Genomic DNA, 14,889 nt, shown 5'->3' on the forward strand with positions numbered 1-14,889 from the left:
GCGAAGGAGCCCACCGCCATGATGTCCCCCCGCCCCGCCACCGAATGGCTCGCCGACGCCGTCCTGTACCAGATCTATCCGCAGAGCTTTGCCGACTCCAACGGTGACGGCATCGGAGACTTCGCCGGAATCGAGGCCAGGCTGGACCATCTCGCCTGGCTGGGCGTGAACACCGTCTGGTTCAACCCGTGCTTCGCCTCGCCGTTCCTCGACGCGGGCTACGACGTCAGCGACTACCTCACCGTCGCGCCGCGCTACGGCACCAACGACGACCTCGCCCGCCTCACCGATGCCGCGTCGCGCCGCGGCATCCGCGTACTGCTCGACCTGGTCGCAGGCCACACTTCGGACCAGCACCCCTGGTTCACAGCTTCGGCCGACGACCCGTCCGACGACCGCTACATCTGGGCCGACCCGGCGGACCCGGCCGCACTGCCGGAAGGATTCGTGGCCTCGCCGGGCACCCGGCCCGGCTTCTACCTGCCGAACTTCTTCGATTCCCAGCCCGCCCTCAACTTCGGCTACGCCCGCATGCACGAGGCTGAACCCTGGCGTCTGCCCGTCGACGCCGAGGGACCGCGCGCCAACCGCCAGGCCCTGCGCGAGATCATGGACCACTGGCTGACCCTCGGCCTGTCCGGATTCCGCGTCGACATGGCGGCCTCCCTCGTCAAGGACGACCCCGGCCAGGCGCAGTCCGCCGCGGTCTGGCGGGAACTTCGCAGCTGGCTGGATGCCAAGCATCCGCAGGCGGCGCTGCTCTCCGAATGGGGGGACCCCGCAACGTCCGTCCCGGCCGGCTTCCACGCCGACTTCTTCCTGCAGTTCGGCCCCAAGGACGACGGGCTCGCACTGCGTTCCCTGTGGAACAACTTCGAGGGCACCGTCAGCGAGCAATGGCAGCCGCAGGCGCCCTACTTCGACGCCGAGGGCAAGGGCTCCCCGCGCACCTTCCTCGCCGACTGGCGCGACGCGACAGACGCCGTCGGTGACGCCGGCTTCATCTCCCTGCCCACGGCCAACCACGACTTCTCCCGGCTGGCCTGCGGCCCGCGTACCGCCGAACAGTTGCCCGCCGCCTTCGTCTTCCAGCTCACCTGGCCCACGCTGCCCGCGATCTACTACGGCGACGAGATCGGCATGCGCTACGTGCCCGGCCTGCCCGGGCACGAGGGCAGCCGGCTCGGCCCCCGCTACAACCGAGCCGGCTCCCGAACCCCCATGCAGTGGGACGACTCGCCGAACGCGGGCTTCTCCACCGCGCCCGCTGACCGCCTCTACCTCCCCGTCGACCCGGACCCGGGCCGTCCGACGGTCGCGGCCCAGCGCGCCGACGACGGCTCCCTCCTGCACCTGGTGCGCCGCCTCATCGCACTGCGCAAGGACATCCGTGAGCTGGGCGCCGCGGGCAGCACGGAGATCCTGCACGCCGACTATCCGCTGGTGTACATCCGCGGCGGCCGCTACCTCGTGGTGGTCAACCCGCGCCGCGACGCCGCCGAGTCTGCCGCCCCCGCGGGCAGGGCCGCCCGTCTGGAGGCCAACGGCGTCATTGTGACCGGCGACCGGATCCGGGCCGAGGGCTTCGGATACGGCATATTCGAGCTATGAAGGCGGCGCCTCGCACAGGGCATTCTCGAGCCCCTGACCGAGGCTTCTCGCTCGACGACGGGCTCCTCCGCACCTGGCGGAGGGGCCCGTCGTCGTGGGAACAGGCCTCAGCCCTTGCGGACGGTGAACTCCGCGCGCCGCACGCGCAGCACCGTGCGCCGCGTCCTCGTACGAGGACGCGGCGCCCTCGCAGTGTGCCCGACCCTCGACGGCCACCCACCGCCTCGTCGCCGAGCGTCCGGAAGGTGACCCGGCCATCGTCCCCCACGCCGGTTCAGCGGCCTGCGGGGCGAACACGGGGCCTGCGCCAGGCGCGAGCGCGGGGCATGAGCGGCGGTCCATGGAGGCCAACTCCTCCGGCGTAAGTCGTGGATACGGCTGTGGTGCCGTGCGGGCCCGGCCGTCGTCAGGAACGGCCGGTCCCGCACGGGCTCAGGGGAGGCAGAGCATCGTGACCCCGGGGTCTACTTGAGACCCGCCGTGGCGATGCCCTGCGTGAAGAAACGTTGCAGGAGGACGAAGACGAGCAGGACCGGCAGGACCACCAGGAAGGCCCCCGCCATCAGGACGCCGTTGGAGCCGTCCGCCTTGGTCGGATCGGTGGCGAAGGTGGCCAGGGCCACCGGCAGCGTGTACTTGTCCGGGTCGTTGGTGGCGATCAGCGGCCACAGGAAGTTGTTCCAGGAACCGAGGAAGACGAAGATCGTCAATGTCGCCAGGGCGGGCTTGACCAGGGGCAGCACGATCCGCCAGAAGATGAACCACTCGCGGGCTCCGTCGATGCGGGCCGCCTCGAGAAGCTCGTCCGGAATGGCCATCATGAACTGCCGCATCAGGAAGACCCCGAAGGCACCTGCCGCGAACGGCAGGATCAGCGCCGTGTAGGTGTCGATCAGCCCCATCTGGCTCATCATCACGAACTTGGGGAGCAGCATGAGGTTGCCCGGCACCATCAGCGCGCCGAGGACGACGCCGAACACCGGCTTCTTTCCCACGAAGTTCAGCTTGGCCAGGGCATATCCCAGCATCGAGCAGAACAGCAGATTGCAGACCGTGACGAGTACCGCCACCAGCACCGAGCTGAAGAACGCCTGGCCGACATCCATTTTCGCCAGCAGATCCCTGAAGTTCTGCAGAGTCCACTCGGTCGGAATCCACACCGGCGGGCTGGCCCCCAGCTGCTGGGGAGTCTTGAAGGCCGACAGCGCCATCCACAGGAACGGCGCGGCCATGGCCAGCAGACCGGCACTCAGCAGGACGTAGACGAGTGCCTTGCGGCTGCGGGCGCCGGGGGACTGCGGCACGGCGCGGACCGTGGGCGCGGGCTGGGCTCGGGTCTCGGTGGCGCTCATGCGGTCTTGTCCTTCAGCAGACGGAGCTGGAGCAGCGTGACCGCCAGGACGATCACGAACAGGACGTACGCCATGGCGCTGGCGTAACCCATGTGGAAGAAGTTGAAGCCCTCCCGGTACATGTGCAGGGAGATCGTCAGCGTGCTGTCCGACGGGCCGCCGTCGGTCATCACGAACGGCTCCTCGAAGACGTTGAGGAAGCCGATGGAGGTCATCACCGCGACGTAGAGCATGGTCGGTCGCAGAAGTGGGACCGTGATCCTGCGGAACTCCTGGAAGACCCCCGCACCGTCGATCCTCGCCGCCTCCCGGACGTCGGTGGGGATGGCCTGCAGTCCGGCGAGGAAGAGGACCATTGCGGTGCCCATGTTGCGCCAGACCGCCATCACGATCAGGGAGGGCATGGCGAGCGCCTCCGAGCCGAGGAAGTCCGGTGTGTCCAGGCCGATCTGGTGTCCGAGCCCCGCGACCAGCCCTTCGCCGGGGTCCAGGACGAAGCGCCAGATGACGGCGACCGCGACGATGGCGGTGACGACGGGCGCATAGAAGCCGACACGGAAGAAGGTGCGCATCCGGTCGATGCCGGAGTTGAGCAGCACCGCCGCCAGCAGTCCGCTGCCGATGGTCAGCGGCACGCCGAGCACCACGAAGTAGCCGGTGTTGAACAGTGCCCGGACGAACTTCTCGTCCTCGAAGAGCTTCGTGTAGTTGTCGAAGCCGACGAAATTCACCGAGAGCGGGTCCGTGACATTGCGGAGGCCGAAGTCCGTGAAGCTCATCACCAGCGTGGCGGCGATGGGAAACGCCATGAAGGTGAGGAAGAGCGACAGGAACGGCGTGGAGAAGAGCCAGCCGGCCAGATTCTGCCGGGACAGCCGGTCCCGGCGGCGCCGGGACGCCCCTGGCTCCTCGGCCCGCGCGCCCTTGACGGCCGGGTGCTGTGCGGTGCCCGGTGCCCGTTCCGGCGCGCCGGCCTCGGCGGCGGTGCTGTTCATGAGGTCAGGCCACCAGGCCCTCGGTGGACTTCTGGAGCTGCTTGGCCGTTGCGGCCGGGTCGGCACCTCGCGCGATCTTCTCGAGGGCGCTCTCGATCTCGGCGGCGAACTCGTTCCACTTGGCCATCGGCGGGATCGCCTCTGCCGTGTCGAGGGACTGCTTGAAGGTGCTGAGGGACTCTCCGCCGCTCTTGAGGGCGGGCTCGTTCCATGCTGCCTTGTTGGCGGGGAGCGACTTGGCTATCTCGTACCAGTGCGCCTGCATCTTCGGCGTGCTGAGGAACTTGGTGAACTCCTCCGCGGCCGCCTTGTGCTCGCTGTCCTTGAAGGTGACCAGGGAGGCGCCGCCGACCCAGGACGTGGAGGTCTTGTCGGCCGGCACCGGCACCACCTTCCACTTCCCCTTCAGCTGAGGTGCCTGGTCCGTGATGTTCTGCACCATCCAGGGGCCGGACTGGAACATCGGCGTCTTGCCCGAGGCGAAGCCCTTGAGGACGTCCTCGCCCGGCACGAAGTTCTTCTTGGCGAGCCCGGCGTCGAAGTAGTGGCCGAACTCCGTGAACGCCTTGATGGCCTCGGGGGAGTCGAGGGCGGGCTTGCCGTCCTTGCCGAGCAGCTCGCCGCCCGCCGAGTAGAGGTACTGCAGCCAGCCCTGCCAGGCACCGGTACTGCCGGGCTGGAGGGCCGTGCCCCAGTCGGCCCCGGCCTTGCGCTGGTACGCGGAGGCGAGGTCGCTCTGTTCCTTCCAGGTGGTGGGGGCCTTGGTGACGCCGGCCTTGTCGGCGAGATCGCTGCGGTAGTAGAGCGCCCGGGTGTCGGCGTACCACGGCACTCCGTAGACCTTGCCGTCCTGGACGTTCCCGTTCCAGGCGGCGGGGAAGAAGTCGTCCTTGTCGAAAGTGTCGGTGTCCACCGGCTCGAGAGCGTCGAGGGAGATGAACTCGCCCATCATCGTGGAGCCCATCTGCGCCATGTCGGGCAGTTTGCCGGCAGCCGCGGCCGCCACCAGCTTCTGGTGGACGACATCCCAGCCGACGGGTGTCACCTTGACGGAGATGTTGGGATGCTCCTTGGTGAACTCCTTGGTGACCGACTGGAGTCGCGCACCTTCCTCACCCATGGCCCAAACGGTAATGGTCTGTTTGGCGTCGGCCGCGACCCCGTTGCCGCCGCTACTGCCGCAGGCGGTCAGTCCGATGGCCGAGACCACTGTCATGGCCAGGCCGACGGACTTGGCGATGCGTGACATGTGACTCCTCCTCGAGTGCATGTGTGCGGTTCATGTATGCGCTTCATGTATGCGCTTACACATTGGCGCACGGATGACCCTGCAGCATGCCTGGGGTGGCCTCAAGGGGCGTGCCGGTAACACTTTCGTAAACCTGCGGAATTTCGTGTGATCCAGGGGTGTTTCGCGTCGCCCGCTGTGCGGCCGGCTACGGCGCTCACGGCGCGGCGCAGCCGCAACTGGCCCGCCGCATCAGCGTCACCGGCAACACCCGTGCTGCAGTGGCCCGTTGGCGGTCCGCGATGCGGGCGACGAGCAGTTCGACCGCTTCCTGGCCGAGCCGGGCCATCGGCTGTCGTACGGTCGTCAGGGCGGGCCGCACCACGCGGCTCAGCGGGATTCCGTCGAAGCCGGTCACGGCCATGTCGCCCGGCACGCTGATGCCGTGCGACGCCAGTGCATGCAGCGCACCCACGGCCATCTGGTCGTTGGCGAGGACCAGTCCCTGCGGGCGCTGCCCCGGCAGGTCGAGGAGCGTCTCGACAGCCCGGCGGCCGGCGTCCTGGGTCAAATCGCCCCGCACGTCGGGCTGCTGCGGAATCGGCAGCCCCGCCTCGAGGTGGGCCGCCTGGAATCCGCGGAAGCGTGCCTCGCCGTCGGGGGAGTCGGACGGGCCGCCGACGAAAGCCAGCCTGCGCAGGCGGTGGTCGGCGATCAGATGCCGGGTGAGCTCCAACTGGCCGTCGAAGTTGGCCACTTCGATGTGGTCGTGGTCGGCATCCCGGTCTGCCGCGAGCATGACGACGGGCAGCCGTCTCGAAATGACCTCCAGGTCCTCGCTCGCTATTCCGGTCTGGGCCAGCAGGGCGAGCCCGTCCACCCGTCCGGCGACCTCGGCGAGTTGCTCACTCGTGCGTTCCGCGTGCGCCGCGGCGATCAGGAGCGCGTAGCCGTGCTGCCGGGCGGCGCGTTCCATGCCACGGATCACCTGGTCGGAATAGAGCATCAGCTCGGTGTCGTCCGCCGTCGGTACGCTCTCGGCGACGGCGTCGTGGATGTCGGGGAAGTAGAGGCCGAGGACTCCCGTCGTACGGCTGGCCAGCCCCCGAGCGCTCCCACTGGGCACGTATCCCAGCTCGCGACCGGCGGCCAGCACCCGTTCCCGGGTGGAGGCGCGTACGGAGTCGGGATTGCGGTACACGCGCGACACCGTCGCGATGGAGACGCCGGACTGCTCGGCGACGTCGTACACCGTCGGAGTACTCATGGTGCTGCCTTGCCTCTCCTGTATCCCTGGTCCTGCGCATCCGGCACGCCGTGTGACCTGCCCGAAAGCGCGTTCAGCCTATGGTCGGGCGCTGTGCGGGGGAAGGGACGGAGGGGCGGAGCGGAGGGACAACACACACCTGAATGGGACAACCGGGCGGTACCTTGACCACTTGCGCGACCATGCCGACGAGTATGCGGGGCGCACGGTCACGGCGCGTCAGGTGCGGGTGTGCGGACGGGACCGGGCGCTCCCGACGGCGGCCTGCTCCTCCCACACGGCTGGCGCTGCGCCGAGGCGCGTCCGGACCGGTCGCCGAGGTCGGCACGGCGCATCGGGGGCCGGCCCGGGCGCGGCGAACGCCTGGTGCAGGTGTTCCCGCCGGCGCGGGCCTCGACCGGAGCCCCACCGCGCACGTCCGACTCCATGAACACCGGCCTCCCGGGCAGATGTCTACCAGCAGTGCCGGACCGCCGAGCACGCTGAGGTGTCACAGGCCCAGCCCGTTTACCTGGCGTGCATCAGCTCACTGCCTGCTTCACGAGCGCACCGATCCGCGCCTCCACCTCGGCAGTTACCTCGGTCAGGGCGAAACCGGCCGCCCACATCGTGCCCTCGTCCAGCTTCGCCTGGTCGCTGAACCCGAGCGTCGCGTAGCGCGCCTTGAACTTCTCCGCGCTCTGAAAGAAGCACACGACCTTGCCGTCCAACGCGTAGGCGGGCATCCCGTACCAGAGCTTGGGCGCGAGGACCGGGGCGCTGGCTGAGATGACGGCATGGACGCGTTCGGCCATGATCCGGTCCGAGTCCTGCATCTCGGCGATCTTCGCGAGCACGTCCCGCTCCGCCTCCGCCGCCTTGTCCGCGCGCGAACTGCGGCGGGCCGCCCTCTTCAGCTCCTGGGCGTGGTCCTTCATCGCGGCCCGCTCCTCGGCCGTGAATCCCTCGTGCGTGCTGCTGCTTTCGGTGCTGTTCATGGCAGACCTCCCCTTGAGGATCTGATGTGTTGGATCTTGGGCGCGTGGGTGGCGCCGTGCCATCAGACCCAACATCGGCACGTGCCGTGCCGATCGAGATTGAATACTGCGCGCAGGCCTCGGGATTGTCAACGGCACGTTACGTGCCGATAGGGTGGCGGCATGACCGACACGCCCGACAAGCCCGACACGCCGCGGCGCCGAGGTGCCGCGCGCACCGAAGAGCTGCTGCAGGTAACCCTCGATCTGGCTGCGGAGGTCGGTTACGCGGGCCTGAGCATTGAGGCGGTCGCCAGACGGGCCGGCGTCGGTAAACACACGATCTACCGGCGCTGGCCGTCCATGTCGGCACTGCTGCTCGACGCGCTCAGCCGCGTGTGGACCAGTGACCTGGACTACCGCGACACCGGGGACGTCCGCGCGGATCTGCGCGAACAGTTCCTACGCTCAGGCCTCGCCCTCTCCAGCCCGCCGATCGGTCCCGTCTACCGTGCAGTCATCGCCGAGGCGCAGGCCGACTCCACGCTGCGGGCGACTCTGCACGAACGATTCCTGGTGACCGTCGAGCAGAGCACCCTCGACCGGATCACCCGCGCCCAGCGCACCGGTGAACTGACTGCGGAAGCGAATCTGGAATTCGCCGCCGAGGTGCTGTGCGGCACGCTGTACTACCGCAGCCTGCTGTCAACCCGCCCCATCGACGAGGACGCGGTCGACGGACTGCTGGACATGTTCATGGCCGCCTACGGAACCGGCAAGTAGGACTCGACCGCACACGTCGGACCTGCTCTTCCGATCCGAGGGCCGTGCGGGTCACATCTGAGCAACAGGGCAAAGTTGTCTGCTGCGGCATTACGTGTCCCTGAGCCGGGCTCACGGGAACCCCAACTGCGCCTGCTGATAAGCCTCGTACGGTCCGAAGGCCCCATGGGGTCACGGTCTTGACATGCAGCCCGGGGTGCTGATCTGGTGCGGGAGGTCGCCGCGCCCACCACCGCCCTGCCGTTCGCGCAGGTCACCGGTAGCGCGCCGACCGCGGCCCGGCACCTGGGCGGCAGCTGGACCTGCACCGGGTCCGGCGAACTCGCTGCGGGGTCGCACACGTTCAAACCGACCGCCGCCCGCCCGGCACCCCGGCGGGACCGGCCACCGTGCAGGTTGCGGTGGCGTAACCAGCAGCGCGGGAAGGAGCGGTCCGGCCGAACGACCGGGCCGCTCCTGAGCGTCGGGCCGGGCGGGCTTACGCGAAGCCGACGATGCCGCGCGGGCTGTAGTGCTCCTCGAGGCGCTTGCACTCGTCGTCGCTCAGCCGCAGGTCGACCGACGCGACGGCGTCGTCCAGGTGCTGCGGCTTGGTCGCACCGACGATCGGCGCGGTCACCCCCGGCTGCCGCAGCAGCCAGGCCAGCGCGACCTGGGCGCGGGTGACGCCACGCTCGTCCGCGATCGCCGCGACGGCGTCCACGATGTGCCGGTCCGTCTCCTGGTAGAGCGTCTTGCCGAACTCGTCGGTCTCGCTGCGCGCGCTGGTGGTGTCCCAGGCCCTGGTGAGCCGGCCGCGGGCCAGCGGGCTCCACGGGATGACCCCGACACCCTGGTCGGCGCACAGCGGAAGCATCTCCCGCTCCTCCTCGCGGTAGAGCAGGTTGTAGTGGTTCTGCATGCTGACGAAACGAGTCCAGCCGTGCCGCTCGGCGACGTACTGCGCCTTGGAGAACTGCCATGCGTACATCGAACTCGCCCCGATGTAGCGGGCCTTGCCCGCCTTCACCACGTCGTGCAGAGCCTCCATGGTCTCCTCGATCGGCGTTGCCCGGTCCCAGCGGTGGATCTGGTAAAGGTCGACGTAATCGGTGCCCAGCCGGCGCAGGCTGTGGTCGATCTCGGTCATGATCGCCTTGCGGGACAGCCCGCCACCGTTGGGCCCCGGCCGCATCAGGCCGTGCACCTTGGTGGCCAGCACGATCTCGTCCCGGCGGGCGAAGTCGGCAAGCGCCCGGCCGACGATCTCCTCGCTGGTGCCGTCGGAGTAGACGTTCGCGGTGTCGAAGAAGTTGATCCCTGCCTCGACGGCCCGCCGTACGAAGGGCCGGCTGGCCTCCTCGTCCAGCGTCCAGCTGTGGTTACCGCGGTCGGCGACGCCGTAGCTCATACAACCCAGGCAGATGCGGGAGACGTCGAGACCGGTCGTGCCGAGTTTCAGATAGTCCATGGCCGCCCACCCTACGTCGACGTCCGGTCGCCCTCCCCGGGGACGAGGCACCGGTCGCCGCGCCATGTTCCTCTTGGCGGGGCTTCGTCGTGTGCGGCACGGATCAGCCCTGGGCTCCCTGTTCGTCACCCGCTTTGCTCTGCCGTACTGCCCAGCGGCTAGTGCCGGATCAGGCAACGTTTGCCCTGTTGTGATGTGACGCGCCGTCCGGGTGCTGTAGTGGACGGCGCGTGGGCATCATTCTGTCCGGGTGCCAGAACGAGTGCGTGTCCGAGAGATCGATGATGATGAGGGGCGGCGACTGCTGCGGATTATCCGCAGAGGCGCCGGGTCGGTGGTGACCTGGCGGCGGGCCCAGATGGTGCTGCTGTCCGCGCAGGGCATGCCGGTGGCGAAGATCGCCGAGGTGTCGTTCACCAGCGACGACCGGGTCCGGGACGTGATCCACAACTTCAACGCCGACGGCTTCGACTCTCTGTATCCGAAGTACTCCGGTGGCCGGCCGAAGACGTTCACGCTGCCGGAGCGCCGTGAGATCAAGAAGATCGCGAAGTCGAAGCCGACCGAGCACGACCTGCCGTTCTCGACCTGGAGCCTGACCAAGCTGGCGGACTTCCTGGTCGCCGAGGGGGTGGTCGACGACATCAGCCACGAGGGCCTGCGCATCCTGCTCCGCGAGGAAGGCGTCTCGTTTCAACGCCTGAAGACCTGGAAGACCTCACGCGATCCGGACTACGCGGCCAAGAAAGCGCGGGTCGAGCACCTGTACGCCATCGCCGACGGCGAGGTTATACCCGAGGACGGCGAACCCGAAGTCATCTTCTGCATGGACGAGTTCGGGCCGCTCAACCTGATGCCCCACCCGGGCCGGCAGTGGGCCGAGCGCGGCGGCACACACAAGGACCCCGACCGTGAACCGCGCCGACGGCGACGAGCGACCTACAACCGCTACGGCGGGGTGCGACACCTGTTCGCCGCCCTGGACCTGGCCAAGGACAAGCTCTACGGCCACATCAAACCGGTCAAGAAGCGCACCCAGTTCCTGGAGTTCTGCCGCTACCTGCGCAGCCTCTACCCGGACACCGTCCGGATCGCGATCGTGGCCGACAACTTCTCCCCGCACCTGACCACGAAAAGGTGCCAGCGGGTCGGCACCTGGGCTGCCGCGAACAACGTCGAGATCGCCTACACACCGACCAACTCCTCCTGGCTCAACCGCATCGAGGCCCAGTTCACGGCCCTGCGCTACTTCACTCTGGACGGCACGGACCACGCCGACCACAAGGAACAGGGCAGCATGATCCGCCGCTACATCATCTGGCGAAACCGCCATGCCGACGACCAGCACCTACAAGCCGTCGTCGACAGGGCAAACGTTGCCTGAGGCGGCACTAGTTTGTGTGCAGGACAGGTACGCAGGCCCGTGGTGGCAGAGGTGCACGGGGGACGGGAGGTCGGGAAGAGTGTCGCTGCGTGGAGGTGATCCAGCCGAGATCGGCGGTTATCCACTTGAGGCGCGGCTCGGCTCGGGTGGCATGGGCACGGTCTTTCTGGCCCGTACGAGTTCGGGGCGACCTGTCGCGATCAAACTGATCCACCAGCAGTTCGCGGCGGACGACGAGTTCCGCATCCGTTTCCGACAGGAGGTGGCGGCGGCGAGGCGGGTGAGCGGCGCGTTCACCGCCGCCGTGGTCGACGCTGCCCCTGAGGCCGAGCAGCCGTGGATGGCGACGACCTATATCGAGGGGCACACGCTCGCCCAGCGCATCGCCACGAAGGGCCCGCTGAACGGAGCGGAGCTGAGAAGGCTTGCCATCGGGCTGGCGGAGGCGCTGCGCGACATCCACCGGGTGGGGGTCGTCCACCGTGACCTGAAGCCCTCGAACGTCGTGCTCTCGCCCGAGGGCCCGCGCGTCATCGACTTCGGCATTTCGCGCGCCGTGGACCAGCAGACGCTGACGATGACAGGGCGGGTCATCGGTACGCCGCCCTTCATGTCGCCGGAACAGTTGCAGGCGCCGCGTGGTGTGGGGCCGCGTTCCGATGTCTTCTCGCTGGGGACGCTGCTGGTGTACGCAGCGACGGGCCGCGGGCCCTTCGACGCGGACAGCCCATACATGACGGCATATCAGGTGGTGCACGAGGAGCCGTCGCTGGGTGCCGTGCCGGTGGCCTTGCGCGCGGTCGTCGAGTCGTGTCTGGGCAAGGAGCCCAATGGGCGCCCCTCGGCGGACGAACTCCTCGTGCTGCTGCGGGACCTGCCGGCCGACCTCGGCGCGACCGACGCGAACGGGGTTGGCGCTGGCCGCACCCGCGACGTGATCACCCAGCATCACTTCGCGACGCAGGCCACCCCGGCGCCGACTGCCCCGACCACCGCCCCGGCCGGTCCCGGTACAGGGAGCACCGGCACCCCCATCGGCCGCCGTCTGCGCAGCCGATGGCGGCCTGTGCTCGCGGCCGCGGTCGCGGTGGCAGCGATCGGCGGGGGAGTCGCCGCGCTGCAGGCAGGCGACTTCGGGGAGAACAGCGGCGGCGACAAGGGCAACAGCGTTGCGGTGCCGGGTGTCGCACTTCCGGACGGCTTCGAGCCGTGGCGCAAGACCGTGCAGGGCGGTCGCGAGGGCATCCCCGACGAACTGCGTTGCGTCGCGCGGGGCGATGCGCTGTTCTGCGGGGGCGGCGGTGTTGTCGCGACCCGTATCAGGACCCTGGACGGCTCGCGGGTGTGGACGGCGAAGAGCCCGGGCGTCCCCGTCCAGGGCATGCACCTGGTGGGCGCCACCGACGACACGGTGCTCGGTTACCGCTTCGCCGCCCAGGACGCCCCGCAGGACCCTCCCACCGAGGTGGTGGCCATCGACGCGAACAACGGCCGGGAGCTGTGGTCCGTGCCGTCCGGCGCCCGGTCGATGGCCGTCACGGGTCGGTCTCAGGACGCCATTGTGGTCGGCTCCGCCGTCGTGACGGTCGACGCTTCCAACTCCCGCTTCGAGGCCCGGGACGCGCACAGCGGTGAGGTCACCTGGACGACGTCGTTCCCCGCGAGTACGCATTGCGCTCCCGTCCCGGTGGGCCCACAGCTCTTGGCGATGTGCGCGACGGATGCGGAGGTGGATGCCTCAGAGGTGCGCCACCCCACCCTGTACACGGTCGACCGCGCCTCGGGGACGCTGGGCAGGCCCATCACGGTTGACGGCCCCGCCGTGCCGATGGGCGTCGCCGACGGCAGGCTCGTACTCCTTCAGGAGCACAGGGAGGGAACGGCGCTGACCGGATACGACGGGGTGGCGCGGGTCGACCCGGCCTCGCGGAAGGTCACGTACTCCCGACTGGCCAAGACATACGCGGGGACGCCCGGCATGGCGGACGGCACCGTCTACGTGAGCGGGCAGACCGGTCTCGTCACGGCCCTCGACCCCGCGACCGGCCGGAAGAAGTGGTCGCGGCAGACGAGCGTGGAGGGCGCGTCGGGTCCCGTGGCGGGAGCCGGCGCGCTGTATTTCAGCTCGGCCACCGGCCGGGTGGTCGCGCTGTCGCCGCACGATGGCAAACCCCTGTGGACAACAGATCCGCAGGCCGATGGTTTGACGGGCGAGCAGGGCGCAAGCCCGCGGGTGACCGTTGCGGGGCGTGCGGTGATCGTGGCCGCGGCCAAGAACACTCTCTTCGCCTTCGACACGCAGAAGCCGCCGAAGTCGGGCTGACCGCGGCGGCACCGGACACCGGCCGCCTTCCTTGACGTGCGGACACCTCAGCGGCTCACTCGGTGGCCGACGCAGCGAGCGCCCAGGTCGACATCCAGGAGGCCACCGATCCCGCCACCCATGTCGCCGTCACCGAATTCACCGTGGTTCGCCAATCGCCTTCCCGTCCGAGGAGACTCGTGCCCCCGTCCCGTTCGACCACGAGTGGACCGAGTCGGACGGCGGGCCGTGGACACCGCCCGCGTCTGCTTTGCGACTGGGGTCAGAGCCAGAACTCCGGGACCTGACCGGTCAGTTTGTGCACGGTGAGCGTGCTGGCGTCCGCCCCTGTAAGGCCGGCGAGCAGAGCACCGGCAGCGTTGCCGTGCTGAAGAAGGTCAGCACCCCTACGACCTCCCCGATGAAGGCAGTCGTCAGTAGCACCAGCACGAGAACTCCGGGTCGACGGGTGAGGCCATTCCCACCAAGCCCAATCCCCTGATCTGAAGGGGGACACAGTCATGCCGGGCCCGGAGGCCAGCGGCCCTCTTGCCGGACCGCGACGAAGATGACGGGTGAGGGCGTCGGCGAGCCGGTCGTGGGAGGTCCTTGCTCTCGCCGCCGAGTCGGTAGCCTGTCGGAGTGAGCGAGCAGGTGAGGGCTGAACGCCCGGGGGGATGGAGAACGGTAATGGCCCGTCGTTATGACTGCTCCACGGTGTCCGGGCGTTCTGCCGGGCTTCGCGAGGCCGCTTCGGCGGTACGCCGGGGTGAGCTGGTGGTGCTGCCGACGGACACCGTGTACGGGATCGGTGCCGATGCCTTCAACCGTGGGGCGGTGAACAGTCTGCTGGAGGCCAAGGGCCGGGGCCGGGCCATGCCCTCGCCGGTGCTGGTCGCCTCTCCGGACGCTTTGCACGACCTGGTCACCGATTTCTCCGAGCAGGGCTGGGCGCTGGTGGAGGCGTTCTGGCCGGGCGGGCTGACCCTGGTCGCCCGCCACCAGCCGTCGCTGGACTGGGACCTGGGTGAAACCCACGGCACGGTGGCGGTCCGGATGCCGTCACACCCGGCCGCCCTTGACCTGCTCGCCCGGACCGGTCCGATGGCGGTTTCCAGCGCCAACCTGACGGGACAGCCATCTCCGCAGGACTGCGATGCCGCCCAGGGCATGCTCGGCGACTCGGTCGCCGTCTACCTGGACGGAGGGCCCACCGAGGCCGCTGTCGCCTCCTCGATCGTGGACATCACCGGCGCGGTCCCCGTCCTGAAGCGCGCGGGCGCGATCAGTACCTTGCGCCTGCGCAAGGTGGTACCCGACCTGCAGGAACCATGACCCGAGCCCGCGGCGACGGCACAGGCCCGGCGCAACCGGCCCTCGATGGGGCCACCCGTTCGGCGGGCGTCGTGATCGCAATGGCGTCGTTGCGGACAGTGTGGCGGTGCACGGTGAACCACGCGCCTGCCGGCAGCGCGCCAGACGCTGCGCAGTTGTCCTGTGGCGAGCGGCCTACCGGGCTGAACGGGTTCGCCGCGCTTTGAGGCTCCGGCTGGAAGCCGCT

At 69.1% G+C, this 14,889-nt stretch carries 11 protein-coding genes; 5 read left to right on the forward strand and 6 right to left on the reverse strand.

The window, feature by feature from the left end:
• Positions 1–18 precede the first annotated feature (18 nt).
• Positions 19–1,611: an alpha-amylase family glycosyl hydrolase gene (locus OHA88_RS41285; RefSeq protein ID WP_328629350.1), complete on the forward strand. Its 1,593-nt coding sequence runs from the start codon at positions 19–21 to the stop codon at positions 1,609–1,611.
• A gap of 464 nt (positions 1,612–2,075) precedes the next feature.
• On the opposite strand, the gene OHA88_RS41290 is transcribed toward OHA88_RS41285, so the two are convergent.
• The 5 genes from OHA88_RS41290 to OHA88_RS41310 all read right to left on the reverse strand — a co-directional run bounded on the left by OHA88_RS41290 (position 2,076) and on the right by OHA88_RS41310 (position 7,430).
• Entirely contained in the window at positions 2,076–2,963 is an 888-nt protein-coding gene (locus tag OHA88_RS41290) for a carbohydrate ABC transporter permease (RefSeq protein WP_328629351.1), read from the reverse strand.
• Complete coding sequence (locus OHA88_RS41295) at positions 2,960–3,958, reverse strand: carbohydrate ABC transporter permease (RefSeq protein WP_328629352.1); 999 nt, start codon at positions 3,956–3,958, stop codon at positions 2,960–2,962. The genes OHA88_RS41290 and OHA88_RS41295 overlap by 4 nt, the downstream gene beginning before the upstream one ends.
• A 4-nt stretch (positions 3,959–3,962) precedes the next feature.
• The gene (locus tag OHA88_RS41300; protein WP_328629353.1) at positions 3,963–5,207 is read right to left on the reverse strand and encodes an extracellular solute-binding protein; all 1,245 of its coding nucleotides are present in this window, start codon (positions 5,205–5,207) and stop codon (positions 3,963–3,965) included.
• 196 nt (positions 5,208–5,403) lie between these two features.
• On the reverse strand, positions 5,404–6,453 hold the full coding sequence (locus tag OHA88_RS41305; RefSeq protein ID WP_328629354.1) for a LacI family DNA-binding transcriptional regulator: 1,050 nt from the start codon (positions 6,451–6,453) through the stop codon (positions 5,404–5,406).
• A 521-nt stretch (positions 6,454–6,974) separates the two neighbouring features.
• Positions 6,975–7,430: an iron chaperone gene (locus tag OHA88_RS41310; RefSeq protein WP_328629355.1), complete on the reverse strand. Its 456-nt coding sequence runs from the start codon at positions 7,428–7,430 to the stop codon at positions 6,975–6,977.
• A gap of 162 nt (positions 7,431–7,592) precedes the next feature.
• Between OHA88_RS41310 and OHA88_RS41315 the strand changes: the two genes are divergently transcribed.
• The gene (locus tag OHA88_RS41315) at positions 7,593–8,192 is read left to right on the forward strand and encodes a TetR/AcrR family transcriptional regulator (protein ID WP_328629356.1); all 600 of its coding nucleotides are present in this window, start codon (positions 7,593–7,595) and stop codon (positions 8,190–8,192) included.
• Positions 8,193–8,670: 478 nt separating this feature from the next.
• Here the strand turns inward: OHA88_RS41315 and OHA88_RS41320 are convergent, their stop codons facing one another.
• Complete coding sequence (locus OHA88_RS41320) at positions 8,671–9,642, reverse strand: aldo/keto reductase (protein ID WP_328629357.1); 972 nt, start codon at positions 9,640–9,642, stop codon at positions 8,671–8,673.
• Between the two features lie 250 nt (positions 9,643–9,892).
• Here OHA88_RS41320 and OHA88_RS41325 point away from each other — a divergent pair, with 250 nt between their 5' ends.
• The 3 genes from OHA88_RS41325 (at position 9,893) to OHA88_RS41335 (ending at position 14,663) form a co-directional block, all read left to right on the forward strand.
• The gene (locus tag OHA88_RS41325; RefSeq protein WP_328623695.1) at positions 9,893–11,026 is read left to right on the forward strand and encodes an IS630 family transposase; all 1,134 of its coding nucleotides are present in this window, start codon (positions 9,893–9,895) and stop codon (positions 11,024–11,026) included.
• Positions 11,027–11,105: 79 nt separating this feature from the next.
• Positions 11,106–13,349: a serine/threonine-protein kinase gene (locus OHA88_RS41330; protein WP_328629358.1), complete on the forward strand. Its 2,244-nt coding sequence runs from the start codon at positions 11,106–11,108 to the stop codon at positions 13,347–13,349.
• 669 nt (positions 13,350–14,018) lie between these two features.
• Positions 14,019–14,663: an L-threonylcarbamoyladenylate synthase gene (locus OHA88_RS41335; RefSeq protein ID WP_328629359.1), complete on the forward strand. Its 645-nt coding sequence runs from the start codon at positions 14,019–14,021 to the stop codon at positions 14,661–14,663.
• Positions 14,664–14,889: the final 226 nt, after the last annotated feature.

It is taken from the genome of Streptomyces sp. NBC_00353, assembly GCF_036108815.1.
GTDB lineage: Bacteria > Actinomycetota > Actinomycetes > Streptomycetales > Streptomycetaceae > Streptomyces.

Excerpts from the sequence above, each read along its gene's own strand:
- OHA88_RS41320 (WP_328629357.1), bottom strand. The coding sequence starts at position 9,642 with ATGGACTATCTGAAACTCGGCACGACCGGTCTCGACGTCTCCCGCATC.
- OHA88_RS41335 (WP_328629359.1), top strand. The coding sequence starts at position 14,019 with ATGGCCCGTCGTTATGACTGCTCCACGGTGTCCGGGCGTTCTGCCGGG.
- OHA88_RS41285 (WP_328629350.1), top strand. The coding sequence starts at position 19 with ATGATGTCCCCCCGCCCCGCCACCGAATGGCTCGCCGACGCCGTCCTG.
- OHA88_RS41295 (WP_328629352.1), bottom strand. The coding sequence starts at position 3,958 with ATGAACAGCACCGCCGCCGAGGCCGGCGCGCCGGAACGGGCACCGGGC.
- OHA88_RS41290 (WP_328629351.1), bottom strand. The coding sequence starts at position 2,963 with ATGAGCGCCACCGAGACCCGAGCCCAGCCCGCGCCCACGGTCCGCGCC.
- OHA88_RS41305 (WP_328629354.1), bottom strand. The coding sequence starts at position 6,453 with ATGAGTACTCCGACGGTGTACGACGTCGCCGAGCAGTCCGGCGTCTCC.
- OHA88_RS41315 (WP_328629356.1), top strand. The coding sequence starts at position 7,593 with ATGACCGACACGCCCGACAAGCCCGACACGCCGCGGCGCCGAGGTGCC.
- OHA88_RS41300 (WP_328629353.1), bottom strand. The coding sequence starts at position 5,207 with ATGTCACGCATCGCCAAGTCCGTCGGCCTGGCCATGACAGTGGTCTCG.
- OHA88_RS41310 (WP_328629355.1), bottom strand. The coding sequence starts at position 7,430 with ATGAACAGCACCGAAAGCAGCAGCACGCACGAGGGATTCACGGCCGAG.